The sequence below is a fragment of the Curvibacter delicatus NBRC 14919 genome (genome assembly GCF_001592265.1).
Classification (GTDB): Bacteria; Pseudomonadota; Gammaproteobacteria; order Burkholderiales; family Burkholderiaceae_C; genus Hylemonella; species Hylemonella delicata.
The window spans coordinates 20,203-33,020 of record NZ_BCWP01000035.1 but is presented as its reverse complement, the minus strand read 5'-3'; the positions used below and the strand labels follow the sequence as shown (position 1 = coordinate 33,020).

Annotated in this window: 10 protein-coding genes; 5 read left to right on the top strand and 5 right to left on the bottom strand. The window is 64.0% G+C overall.

Features of this window, described 5'->3' with window-relative positions:
- Positions 1–1,035: efflux RND transporter periplasmic adaptor subunit (locus tag CDE01S_RS14670; protein WP_157077140.1), on the top strand; the 1,035-nt coding region annotated here is incomplete at its 5' end.
- Entirely contained in the window at positions 1,032–4,157 is a 3,126-nt protein-coding gene (locus tag CDE01S_RS14665) for an efflux RND transporter permease subunit (RefSeq protein WP_245636184.1), read from the top strand. The genes CDE01S_RS14670 and CDE01S_RS14665, both read left to right, overlap by 4 nt.
- Positions 4,158–4,634: 477 nt before the next feature.
- On the opposite strand, the gene CDE01S_RS14660 is transcribed toward CDE01S_RS14665, so the two are convergent.
- The gene (locus CDE01S_RS14660; RefSeq protein ID WP_066709130.1) at positions 4,635–5,513 is read right to left on the bottom strand and encodes an EamA family transporter; all 879 of its coding nucleotides are present in this window, start codon (positions 5,511–5,513) and stop codon (positions 4,635–4,637) included.
- A 66-nt stretch (positions 5,514–5,579) separates the two neighbouring features.
- Positions 5,580–6,863 carry a lysophospholipid transporter LplT gene (gene lplT, locus CDE01S_RS14655; RefSeq protein WP_066709129.1) on the bottom strand — a complete coding sequence of 428 codons (1,284 nt, stop codon included), beginning with the start codon at positions 6,861–6,863 and terminating at the stop codon, positions 5,580–5,582.
- Between the two features lie 124 nt (positions 6,864–6,987).
- Here lplT and alr point away from each other — a divergent pair, with 124 nt between their 5' ends.
- From alr to CDE01S_RS14640, 3 genes are all read left to right on the top strand, one after another.
- The gene (gene alr, locus CDE01S_RS14650; protein WP_066709127.1) at positions 6,988–8,103 is read left to right on the top strand and encodes an alanine racemase; all 1,116 of its coding nucleotides are present in this window, start codon (positions 6,988–6,990) and stop codon (positions 8,101–8,103) included.
- A 112-nt stretch (positions 8,104–8,215) separates the two neighbouring features.
- Positions 8,216–8,569, top strand: coding sequence for a YciI family protein (locus tag CDE01S_RS14645; protein WP_066709124.1), 354 nt, complete (start codon positions 8,216–8,218; stop codon positions 8,567–8,569).
- Positions 8,570–8,576: 7 nt separating this feature from the next.
- The gene (locus CDE01S_RS14640) at positions 8,577–9,830 is read left to right on the top strand and encodes an RNA polymerase sigma factor (RefSeq protein WP_066709121.1); all 1,254 of its coding nucleotides are present in this window, start codon (positions 8,577–8,579) and stop codon (positions 9,828–9,830) included.
- A gap of 43 nt (positions 9,831–9,873) precedes the next feature.
- Here CDE01S_RS14640 and CDE01S_RS14635 read toward each other — a convergent pair whose 3' ends face one another.
- The 3 genes from CDE01S_RS14635 to CDE01S_RS14625 all read right to left on the bottom strand — a co-directional run bounded on the left by CDE01S_RS14635 (position 9,874) and on the right by CDE01S_RS14625 (position 12,796).
- On the bottom strand, positions 9,874–10,716 hold the full coding sequence (locus tag CDE01S_RS14635; RefSeq protein ID WP_066709118.1) for an EamA family transporter: 843 nt from the start codon (positions 10,714–10,716) through the stop codon (positions 9,874–9,876).
- A 138-nt stretch (positions 10,717–10,854) separates the two neighbouring features.
- The gene (locus tag CDE01S_RS14630; protein ID WP_066709116.1) at positions 10,855–11,760 is read right to left on the bottom strand and encodes a DMT family transporter; all 906 of its coding nucleotides are present in this window, start codon (positions 11,758–11,760) and stop codon (positions 10,855–10,857) included.
- 43 nt (positions 11,761–11,803) lie between these two features.
- Positions 11,804–12,796, bottom strand: a complete 993-nt coding sequence (locus CDE01S_RS14625) for a 2-dehydropantoate 2-reductase (RefSeq protein WP_066709114.1) — start codon at positions 12,794–12,796, stop codon at positions 11,804–11,806.
- Between the last annotated feature and the right edge of the window lie 22 nt (positions 12,797–12,818).

The following is a 12,818-nucleotide window of genomic DNA, read 5'->3' as shown; positions in this document are numbered from 1 at the left end:
GGTATCCCGTCCAGTGGAGCGACCCTGGGCGAGTCGCTGGTGAAGGTGCTGCCGGTAGAAATGCGTCAAGTAAGGGATACGGTAAGAATCAACGGGAGGCTGGCGCTCAATGGGATGAAGGTCAACCAGATCTCATCTCGTCTTGCCGGACGGGTGGACAAAATCATGCTGTTCGAGGGGGCGAGCGTTCGAGCGGGAGAGGCAGTCGCATTGCTGTACAGCCCTGAGTTCATCTCCGCGCAGAACGAGTATCTGCTGGCGCGAAACACTGTCCGGATGCTTTCGGGAAAATCGACGGCCGATTTGCTGGACGATGCGAAGGTCACGTTAGCAAGTGCCAGGAGCAAACTGAAGGTGCAGGGTACGAGTGAGGAGGATGTCCAGAGACTTGATCAGTCTGGCGTCATCCAGCAGCACCTAGTCATCCGGTCACCGATTTCAGGGCGCTTCATCAAGCGAAATGTCGATCCGGGGGGCTACCTGGATACCGGCGCTTCCTTGGGTACCGTAGCCGATTTGTCCTCGCTCTGGTTCCAGGGTAATGCATTCGAGGCCGAAATCCCCCGTTTGCGCGAAGGCGAAACCGTGGATATTGTGATCAGCGGAGTCCAGCTGCCGGCGCCGGTTCGTGGAAAAATCAGCTTCATTTCTCCGATTGTCGATACCCAGACCCACACCGTCACCGTCAGGGTCGATCTTCCCAATGAGCGTGGGCAACTGAAGCCGGACATGTTTGCCAAAGCTGAGATTGCTCTGGCTCAACGTCTGTTGCCAGTGGTTCCCCGGGCAGCCGTGGTGCAGGATGGTGCCGAATCCTTCATCGTTGTGCAGCGGGACATTCGCCGGTTCGAGCGGGTCTCCGTCGACGTGATTCCGGCCGATGACCCGGACTACCTTGCCGTCACGCGAGGGCTCCGCGATGGGGATCAGGTCGTGGTTGATGGCAGTGTCCTGGTGGACCGTAGCTTGACGAATCCCCAAGCGGAGAAGATGCCCGCAAAAACCGATACTGTGAAACGCGGAGCCGGTTCATGAGCAGTGCATTCCGAAAACCGCTGGCGCACCGGCTGGCGGAGTGGATGATCGACCGTCGCTGGCTGGTCGCTGCGGCCTGCCTCGCCTTGTTGTTGGCTGGAGTGCACGCTTTTCGCAAACTGCCTATCGAGCCTTATCCGAACGTTTCGCCCTTGAATGTCCAGGTCATCACCCAGTGGGCTGGCCGCAGCACACTGGAGGTGGAGCAGCAACTGACCATTCCTATTGAAACCGCGCTTGCGGGGTTGCCCGACGTCAAGGCGTTTCGATCTATTTCGCTCTTCGGTCTGAGCGTCGTCACGGTCCAGTTCCAAGACGGCATCAGCTCCTTCGTGGCGCGCAACAACGTCCAGCAACACCTCCAGAATGCCAGCCTTCCGACAGGAGTCAATCCCAATCTATCGCCGGATGCAGACGCGTTGGGCGAAGTGATGCGCTATCGCATTGACGCGCCGGGTTGGGATCCGACCTCCGTCAAGACACTCCAGGATTGGACCCTGTACAAAGCCGTCAAAACCGTTCCCGGGATTGCAGATGTGACGGCCTTTGGAGGCAGGGTCAAGCAATATCAAGTAATTCCAGATCCGGGGCGGCTCCAGCTCTATAACGTTACGCTGAGTCAATTGCTTTCTGCTGTGCAAAATGGCAATGGCAACGCGGGCGGCGATGTCCTGAATACAGGCAGCCAGCGGGTTGTGGTGCGCGGCGTCGGCATGCTGAGAACGCTGGACGATGTCAAGAACATCGTCATCACAACGAACAATGGCGTGCCGGTCCGAGTGGGCGATGTGGCAGAAGTGACGACCGGATTCGCGCCTCGCCTGGGCCAGGTGGCTCAGAACGAAAAAGACGACATCGTCGAGGCGATTGTCCTGATGCGTCGGGGCGGCAACGCCAGCGAGGTGCTGGCCAAGGTCCGCGAGCGCATCAATGAACTCAACACGAGCGGCAGTCTGCCACCTGGGGTGAAAGTGTCGCCGTTCTACGACCGGCAGCACCTGCTAGATCTGACCGTAGAGACCGTACAACACACGCTGATCGTCGGCATGGCATTGGTCCTGATGGTGCTCTACGCATTTCTGGCAAATTTTCGTGGTGCGCTGATCGTTGCGATGGTTATTCCACTGGGCTTGTGCGCAGCATTCATTGGCATGACGCAGGCAGGAATTCCTGCGAATTTGATCTCTCTCGGGGCAGTAGACTTCGGCCTCATTGTTGATGCCGCAGTGATTGTGATCGAGAACATCATTCGGATCATTGAAGAGAAGAAATTCGACTCGGCGAAGGCTGCCATCGTGGCAGCTGTTGCTGAAGTGCAGCGGCCTGTGATCTTCTCCACCAGCATCATCATCGTTGCCTATTCGCCCTTATTTATTCTCGGCGGCGTGGAGGGCAAAATCTTCCATCCCATGGGTATGACGATGGGCGTGGCGTTGCTGGCTTCAATCGTCTTGGCGCTGACGCTGGTGCCTGCGATGGCTTCGTTCGCCTACAAGGACGATAGTCATTTGAGCGAACCTCCCTACTTCATCCGGCTTTTGGAGTGGTATCGCGGGTTGGCGGGGCGTCTGCTAGACCGGCCGAAGGTCGTGCTGGTCGCGGCCGTGGCTGGCTTTGGCGTCGCCGTATTTCTGCTGACTCGACTGGGAACGTCGTTTCTCCCGACGCTGGAAGAGAACAATTTGTGGATTCGTGTCACCCTTCCGACTACCGTCGAGATGGATTATTCGTTGAAGGTCAGTCGACAGTTGCGCGAGCTGTTCCGGGCTCAGCCGGAGGTCAAGAACGTGACAGCCCAGGTTGGGCGTCCGGACGATGGGACTGATGCGACAGGTGTCTTCAACCAGGAGTATTCGCTAGCATTTAAAGAGCCTTCTCAATGGCCTGCTGGTGTGACTCGTGAAGATGTGGTGCGTCGTCTTCAGTCTCAACTGAACACGATTCCCGGCGTTGATTTCAGTTTTTCCCAGTACATCCAGGATAACGTGGCCGAGGCGCTTTCGGGCGTGAAGGGGGAAAATTCGGTCAAGATTTTTGGTGACGATCTGGGGCGCCTGACCGAACTGGCCGACAAGATTGAGCGAGTACTCGATTCGACTCCCGGGGTAGTCGATGCGGGCGTTTTGAGGGCACTTGGTCAGCCAACGTTGAACATCGTTATCGATCGTGCCGCTTGTGCCCGGTTTGGTGTGAACGTGTCCGATCTGCAGAACGTGATCTCGAATGCAATCGGTGGCGGGGTGGCCACGACGGTTCTTGAAGGCGAGCGTCGAGTTGATTTGACGGTCCGACTGCCGCTGCGCGAGCGCGCCAGCGTGGAGTTGCTCGGAAGTCTGAAGGTTGATGCACCGGATGGTTCCCGCATCCCGCTGGCCATGCTTGCCCGTATCGAGCAGGCCAATGGCCCCTTCTTCGTCTATCGGGAAGGCGCCCTACGTTACATGGCTGTGAAATTTGGCATCCGTGACCGGGATCTTGGCAGTACAGTGGCTGAAGTCCAAGCCCGGATCGCTAAAGAGGTTCCTCTGCCGCGAGGATATACCCTCAAGTGGGCGGGTCAGTTTGATCAGATGAAGGTCGCGCAGCAGAAACTATCAATCATCATTCCTGCAACGCTCGGCGTGATTTTCCTCTTGCTGTTCTTTGCTTTCGGCAATCTGCGTGACGCAGGTCTTGTCTTGGTCAATGTTCCGTTCGCAGCTATTGGAGGGATCGCTGCGCTCTACATCACGGGGGAAGAACTGTCAATTTCGGCTGCCATCGGATTCCTATCCTTGTTTGGCATCGCCATCCAAGATGGCGTGATCCTGATCTCATACATCCGCAAGCTGCTGGACGAGCATCTCCGCCTGACGGGCCTTCTCACACGAGACGTCCTGCGTCAGGCGGTGCTTGACGGCGCAGCCCTGCGCATGCGCCCTGTCTTGATGACCGCGTTGTTGGCGGGGCTGGGATTGTTGCCTGCGGCGACATCTCATGCGATTGGCTCACAAGCCCAGCGTCCGTTGGCTTTGGTGATCGTTGGAGGAATGTTGACGACGACGCTCTTGACGTTGTTGGTCTTGCCGGTAATTTATCTGGTCGTCAGTTCGCGGAAGCTCCCACGCACGATAACGCCCTAGAGCACTTGGCTCTTTCGTCAAATGTAGTCAATATCGCTGCGGATTGCGGCATCCTGAGCGAGTTGTCATGGCCTCTACCGGAGACAGGCGTGAAACACGGATTACATGTGCGCTGCATGCATGGTGGAGGCAAGGATCACAAAACGTAAGTCAACTTTATCAAAGCTAGATTTCAACGTCTGCTGTTTTCTGAACCTGATGACTGCTTTGGGTCGGCAGTACCTATTCGCAATCGCCGACAGCAGACCTTCAAGACGCCACTGCGAACCTGAGCGCCGCCAATGCCAGCTATTTACCTGATACCCGCCGTCCGGTCGGCCAAGGCGTGGGCATCCGAATGACTGCTGCGGAGAAAACACCGTAACGTGACGGCATGGCGGTGACCGGCGGCAATCGCTGCATTGCGGTCATCGACAGCAATAGTGCGAAAGACAGCAACGGGTCGAGAGCTGTCTCTGTCTGTCAGAGACGATGCTGTCAAGGAGTTGCTGTCCTTGCCGGCCAAGCCGCCCATAACGCCGCCAGCAAAATCAGCGTCCCGCCCAGCAGCGTGCGCCCCTGCAACTCCGCCGCGTCCATCAACACCGACGACACGCTGGCAAACACTACCTCGGTCAGCATCACCAGCGAGGTGGTGGCCGCCGGCAGGCGTGCGGCGCCGAATTGCAGGCCGAGGTTGGCCGCAATGAAGGCCAGGCTGGTAGCCAGTACCAGCCACACCCAGCCATTCGCCAGCGCCGGCAAGGGCGACACCAGGCCCGAGGGCTGACCGCCCAACGCAGTGAGCAGCGCCAGCAAGGCGCCGCCGGCGAACATGGCGACCATGCGTGCTTCGTCCGGCGTGTCGCGCAACTTGCGCAGCAGCACGTTGGTCAGCGCAAAGCTGAAGCCGCCCATCAGGGCCAGCCAGTCGGGCAGACTGTGGGGTACGGGCCAGGGCGATTCCGGCGTCTTGAGCACGATCACCACGCCGGCCAGCGCCAGCAGCAGGCGCAGCAGGGCACTGGCGTGCGGCCGTTCACCCAGCAGGGCCCAGGCCAGCAACACCGACCAGGCGGGCATCAAGTAGAACAGCAGCACCACGCGCACCACGTCGCCCACCGTCACGGCCCAATTGAAGCCGACGTTGGTGAGGCCCGAGGCCAGCACCAGCAGCCAGAGCAAGGGGTGTTGCAGCAGCGCACGCCAGCTGCTTGGGTGCCAGACCAGCAGCGCCAACAAGGCCAGCGCGTAGATGATGAAGGTGGACCACAGTGGGTGCAGGCTCTCGGCCTCCAGTAGACGAAACGGATACCAGGACACGCCCCAGACGAAGGCGTTGAGCACCAGGCCCCAGGCGGCGAAGGCGGAATTCATAGTGGGGTGACGCGGGTGCCGTGTGTGGCGGCGGGGCTGGGTGCCGCCGCCATCAAGCGTGTGCCATCAGCCGTGCAGATGATCGTTTCGGGCGATGGCAATGAGGTGCTCCAGTTCCTCGGCATGCTCGCGGCAATTGCGCGCATGCCAGCGCTTGATCAGCCACATGAAGCCGGCCACCACGATGCCGAAGGCGGTGATGGCGCCGAAGGCCGACAGGCCCATGCCGGTGGACAGGCTGTAGAAGGCTCCCAGGCCCAGGATGCAGGCCTGCTCGTTGAAGTTCTGCACCGCGATGGAGCGGCCGGCGCCCATCAGGTTGTGGCCGCGGTGCTGCAGCAGGGCGTTCATCGGCACCACCAGGAAGCCACCCAGGCCGCCCAGCAGCACCAGGAAGGGCGCGGCCAGCCAGACGTTGTTGATGAAGTTGAGCAGGATCACCAGCAGACCCATGGCAATGCCCAGCGGCATGACGCGCGTGGCGTGTTCCAGCTTCATGCGCATGGAGGCCACCACGGCGCCCACCGCGGTGCCGATGGCGACCACGCCCACCAGCGAAGAGGCCTGCGTCACGCTGTAGCCCAGGGCAGCGGCGGCCCAGGCCAGCACGATGTAGCGCAGGTTGCCGCTCACGCCCCAGAACAGGGTGGTGGTGGCCAGCGAGATCTGGCCCAGCTTGTCGCGCCACAGGCGGGCGTTGCAGGTCCAGAAGTCGGGGATCAGGGAAATCGGGTTGCTGGGCATGGGCCGCATTTCCACACCGGTGTGGGGGATGCGCGTATTGAACCAGGCCGCCAGCAGATAGACCACGATCAGCACGGCAATGGCCGCTTCCGGTGCCGTGTCGATGCTGGTGGTGACGAAGGGCAGGTCGATCGACAGCAGCGCCGCGGAGACCGAGTGCCCGACCAGCTGGCCGCCCAGCAGCACGCCCAGGATGATGGAGGCAATCGTCAGGCCCTCGATCCAGCCATTGGCCTTGACCAGCTGCGAGGCCGGCAACAGTTCGGTCAGGATGCCGTATTTCGCCGGCGAGTAGGCGGCCGCGCCCAGGCCGACGATGGCGTAGGCCATGAGCGGGTGGGTGCCGAACAGCATCATCAGACAGCCCACGATCTTGATCGTGTTGCTGATCAGCATGACCTTGCCTTTGGGCAGCGCATCGGCAAAAGCGCCCACAAAAGGCGCCAGCACCACGTAGAACAGCGCGAACATCGGTACCAGCGCTGCCTGCTGCCATTCGGGCGCAGCAGAACTGCGCAGCAACTGCACGGCCCCAACGAACAGGGCGTTGTCGGCCAGCGAGCTGAAAAACTGCGCCGACATGATGGTGTAGAAACCGCGTTTCATTGTCTACGGGTTGGCCCCAGTGCGACTGATGGCAGGTGTTTTGTGATGGATATCCAAGCGACAGCGGGTTATAGCACGCCCGGCAATGTCAAAATCGGCGTACCGATCTGCCCACGCTCCCACCATGTCTCGCCCCATCCAAGCCACCATCCACACCTCCGCCTTGCGCCACAACCTGCAGCGCTCGCGCCAGGCCGCTGCCGACGCCAAGGTTTGGGCGGTGGTCAAGGCGAACGCCTACGGCCATGGCATCGAGCGTGTGTTCGAAGGACTGCGTGCGGCCGACGGGTTTGCCCTGCTCGACCTGAGCGAAGCCGAACGGGTGCGGGCCCTGGGCTGGCGCGGCCCCATCCTGCTGCTGGAAGGTGTGTTCGAGCAGCGCGACCTGGAGCTGTGCTCGCGCCTGGACCTCTGGCATGTGGTGCACTGCCAGGAGCAGATCGACATGCTGGCGGTGCACAAGACCCATGTGCCGCACCGCGTCTTCCTCAAGATGAACAGCGGCATGAACCGGCTCGGCTTCCGCCCGGAGCACTACCGCGCGGCCTGGACACGGCTCAACGCCTTGCCGCAGGTGGACGAGATTTCGCTCATCACCCATTTCAGCAACGCCGACGACGCGTTGGGCATTGCCCGGCAGGTGGCTGCCTTCAATGCCGCCACCGAAGATCTGCCAGGTGAACGCTCCCTGAGCAACAGCGCGGCCATCCTGCGCCACATGGGTGCCAAGCCGCACCCCGGCCTGGTGTCGGACTGGGTCCGCCCGGGTGTGGTGCAGTACGGCTCGGCCCCCGATTTCCCGGAACACAGTGCCGCCGACTGGGACTTGCAGCCCGCCATGAGCCTGCGCTCGCGCATCGTGGGGGTGCAGTCGCTGCAGGCGGGCGACACGGTCGGCTACGGCTCCATCTTCACGGCCCCACAACCCATGCGCATCGGCGTGGTGGCGTGCGGTTATGCCGATGGCTACATGCGCAGCAGCCACGGCACGGTGCAGCAGGGCACGCCGGTGCTGGTGGACGGCGTGCGCACGCGCACGGTGGGCCGCGTCAGCATGGACCTGATCACGGTGGATCTCACGCCGGTGCCGCAGGCCGGCTTCGGCAGCGAGGTCACGCTGTGGGGCCGGGCCGCCAATGGCGCGCTGTTGTCGATCGACGAGGTGGCCCAGGCGGGTGGCACGGTGGGCTACGAGCTGATGTGCGCGCTGGCGCCGCGGGTGCCGGTGGTGGTCGACTGAAAGAGATTATTTTCCCGCGATGTAGAAATCGATCGAGCCGAGCCGTCATGGGGTTGAGGCCGCGTGCGTGTGGCCTCTTCTTTCTGTAACCTACTGATCCAGGAGCTCGACCATGCACTACACGATTCAGATCTTTGAAACCGAAGCGGGCTTTTCGGCACGTACGGACCCTGCACAGCAGACGGCCTATTGGTCCGGAACGATGGCCTATCTGAACGCCCTGAAGGAAGCCGGGGTGTTCGTCACCGGCGCCGGCCTGCAGCCCCCGAACGCCGCCACGACCTTGCGGCGCACCAAGGGGGAGCTGATGGTGCAGGACGGACCGGTGGCCGACACGCGGGAGATGTTGGGCGGCTTCTTCGTGGTGGACGTGCCGGACCTGGATGCCGCGCTGAAGTGGGCTGCCCGCTTCCCGGACCGCCCCGGCGTGGCCGTCGAAGTGCGGCCCAACCTGCCCACGGATTGACCTTGTGATGGACGGCCCGGCTGCCGATGCCGCGTTGACCGAGGTGGTGCGCCACCAGCGGGGGCGCCTGGTGGCGCTGCTGGCGGCGCGAACCCGTGACATCGCGGCGGCGGAAGACGCGGTGGGCGAGGCCATCGCACAAGCTTTGCTGACTTGGCCCCGGGAGGGCGTGCCGAACAACGCGGCCGGGTGGCTGCTGACGGTGGCGCGCAACCGGTGGCTGGATGCGGCCAGGCACGCCCAGGTCCAGGTCGCATTCGCGGCCGACCATCTGCACCGGTGCGAGGCGCTGGTGGCCGAACTGGGCACCGACACACTGGGTGCGTTCGACTTTGCCGACGAGCGACTGAAGCTGATGTTCGTCTGTGCCCACCCCGCCATTGACCGTGCGGTCCACACGCCCCTCATGTTGCAGGTGGTCCTCGGCGTGCCGGTGGAGCGCATGGCCGGCATCTTCCTCGTCGGGTCCGGGGCGCTTGGGCAGCGCCTGTCGCGGGCCAAGTCCAAGATCCGGGATGCCGGCGTTGCTTTCGACGTGCCGGTGCAAAGCGAGATTCCTGCGCGGCTTCCTGCCGTGCTGGATGCCATCTACGGTGCCTACGGCCTGGGCTGGGAAGCCGTGCAAGCCGATGCCGCCTCGTGCGCTTCGGGGCTGGCCGATGAAGCCCTGTCCTTGGGGCGCCTGCTGGCCGAACTGTTGCCTGAGCCGGAGGTGTTGGGGCTGCTGGCCCTGATGCTGTTCTGCGAATCCCGTCGCGGCGCGCGCCGAAACGCTGCAGGCGACTTTGTGCCCTTGGACGAGCAGGACGTTGCGCTGTGGGACCAGGCCATGATGCAAGAGGCCGCCGCAACGCTGGCACGGGCCAGCCAAGCGGGCCAGCTGGGCCGCTACCAGCTGGAAGCGGCAGTCCAGTCCGTTCACGCCCAGCGGACCGTGAGCGGGCAGACGGATTGGTCAGCCCTGGCGCTGCTCTACCAGGGGCTGTTGTCGCTGGCACCCACCGTGGGGTACCAGCTCGGTTTCATTGGCGTGCTGGCCCGCTGGCAGGGGCCCCGGGTGGCGATGGAGCGCCTGACAGCCATGCCGTTGGTGTCTGTGCGCGACCACCAACCCTACTGGGCCTTGCGGGCCCATCTGCACCAGGCGCTGGGTGAGCGCGACGAGGCTGACCGGGCGTATTCGCTGGCGCTCGGGCTGGCGCGCGACGCTGCCGTGCAGAGATTTCTTCAGGCCCGCTGGGCATCGGTTCGCGCACGTTGAAGTGGCGCCTGTACAACCCACGCCGTGCGCAGGACCGAGGCGTTCAAGCCAGTTTGAGCGCCACGGCGCCGGCGCAGACCAGCGCGATGGCGAACAGGCGCAGCCGGCTGATGTGTTCACGCAGGAACACGGCACCGATCAGTGCAGCAAAGACGATGGACGTCTCACGCAGTGCGGCCACGGCGGCAATGGGTGCATGTGCCATGGCCCACAGCGCCAGGCCGTAGGCGCCCAGCGTGCCGGCGCCGCCCAGCAGGCCATGACGCAGTGCGCCGGGCAGGGCCTGCCGCAGGCCGCAGCCGCGCAGCACCGCCGCCAGCGCCAGCATGGGCGGGGCGGTGAGCACGAAGACCCAGGCGGTGTAGCTGAAGGCATGGCCCGACAGCCGGGCGCCCTGGCCGTCCACCACTGTGTAGAGCATGATGATCAGCGCATTGCCGAGCGCACTGGCCGTGGCCTGCGGGTGCCGCAGGCCGCTGCGCCAGCTGCCACCGGCCAGCGACAGCACACCGGCGCAGATCAGACCGATGCCGAACCAGCCCGCGGCAGAAGGCTGCTCGCCCAGCAACCAGACGGCGGCCAGCGCGGAGAGGACCGGCGCGCTGCCGCGCATCAGCGGGTAGGCATAGCTGAGGTCGGCACCGCGGTAGGCGTAGGCCACCAGTGTGAAGTACACCACGTGAATCAGGCCCGAGGCCAGCAGATAGGGCCAGCTGGCCGCCGCGGGCGCCGGCAGGACGGGCAGCAGCACCAGGGCCAGCACGGCGGCGCCGCACACCACCTGCAGCGTGCTCAGGAACTTGTCGGCAGACGAACGCACCAGCGCGTTCCAGCTCGCGTGCAGCAGGGCCGAGAACAGTACCACCGCCATCACTTCAGTCGTCATGTCTGTGCCTCGGCCGTGGTGAGTGCGAGGAGAGATCTTGTCGGGAAACGCCGTGGAACCGGCTGTGCCGGGCCACTGGCGTTGCCCCCTGCAAGGGGGGTGGCGTAGCGACACGTAGTGCGCGCAGCCTGGGGGTGTTCATTTTTTCCGCAGGCCCAGCGCCATGACAGCGCCCACTACGATCAGCGCGCCGGCCACCTGCACCGGGGCGATGACCTGGTCCAGCAAGGCCCAGGCCAGCAACAGCGCGGCCACCGGCTCCACGTTCATGATGGGTGAGCTGCCGACCACGCCGAGCTTGGGCAAGAGCGTGAACATGATGGTGAAGGCGGTGCCGTAGAAGAAGGTCAGCAGCGCCAGGCCCCACCAGCCGGCTGCGGCCTGCGGCAGGTGAAAGCCGCCTTGCAGACCCACGCCCACCAGCGCCAGCAGGCCGACCAGGGCCATGGTGATGGCGGTGCGCACACGGCCGTCCACTGCCGCCACTTCATGTTGCGTCAAGACCAGCGCCGCACCAAAGACGGCCGCCGCCGTGAGGGCAAAGGCCACGCCGGCACCGATGCGGCTCCACTGTCCCGCCGCGCCCAGACCGGAGGCGGCGCCAAACACATCGAGCGCCAGCGCCAGCCCGAACAGCAGCACCGGCATGGCGATCAGCACCGCCCGTTCCGGGCGCCGGCGGTAGAACAGCCAGGCAAAGCCGGCGGTCCACAGCGGGTAGGTGTTGAAGGCCAGCAGGGCCAGTGCCACCGGCAGGCGGGCCACCGCGGCGTACAGGCTCAGGCTCTGGATGGCAACCAGCGTGCTGATGAGCAGCAGGTAACGGTGCTGACGGGCATCAAGGGCGCGCGGCACACCCTGCAGCAGCACCAGTGCGGCCACCACCCCTGCCGTGACCAGGCTGCGCACCGCGACGGCGGTGGCGACGTCGAGCCCGTGGTTGAAGGCCAGGCGCGCTGCCACGTGGTTGGCGCCGAACATGCAGGCCAGCAACAACAGGGTGAGGAAGGCGGCGCGGTTGAGCACCAATTTTGTAGACGTCACAAGATGTCAAGCGGCGCCGGGCCGTCCCAAGGCGTGAGGGCCATCAATACAGGTCCCGCACCCGGGCGTGCAGGCGCGACAGGCCCAGCAGGGCATCGGTGAACGGGGTAGGCACGCCGGTGAGGGTGCCGAGCTCCTTGACCACCGTCACCAGGGCATCGAGCTCCACCGCGCGGTTGGCTTCCACGTCCTGCAGCATCGAGGTCTTGAAGGCACCGAGCTTGAGCGTGACGGCGTGGCGGTCTTCGGGTTGCTGCGTTATCGGGATGCCGATGCGCGCGCCAATCTCCTTGGCCTCCAGCATCACGCTGGAGATGAAGCCGCGCACCAGTTCGTCGCCCAGGATCAGGTCGGTGGTGGCGCCGGTGAGGGCGCTCACCGGGTTGACTGTCATGTTGCCCCACAGCTTGTACCAGATGTCTTTCTGGATTTGCTCAGCCACTTCGATCTCGAAGCTGGCCTGGGTCAGCAGGGCGGCGAGTTGCTGCACGCGCTCGGTTTTCTGGCCCGAAGGTTCGCCGATGATGAGTTTGTTGCCGAAGTGGTGCTGTACCCAGCCCGGCAGCCGCAGCGAGCAGCTGGCGTGCACCACGCAGCCGATCACGCTGGTCGCAGGAATGGCAGCGGCGATCTCGCCGCTGGCATCCACCGCCTGCAGCCGCGTGCCGGCGAACGTGCCGCCGAAACCCTGGAAGAACCACCAGGGCACGCCGTTCATGGCGGTCAGCACCACGGTGTCGGGCCCGATCAGCGGGGCGATGCGGCGCGCCACTTCCGGCAGGGCCGGCGCCTTGACGGCGATCACCACCAGGTCCTGCACGCCCAGCTCGGCCGGGTCGCTGCTGGCGCGCACGGTGGCGGTGGTTTCCACCTGGCCGTGCTGGCAGCGCAGGCCGTGGCGCTTGAGGGCATCCAGCGTGGCGCCGCGCGCCACCACACTCACCTGGCAGCCGACGCCAGCCAGCCGCACACCGATCCAGCCGCCGATGGCACCCGCGCCAAAAATGCAGACCTTGTTGAATTTTTTCTGAGGCATTTTGGCCTGTAGCTCCCGTCAA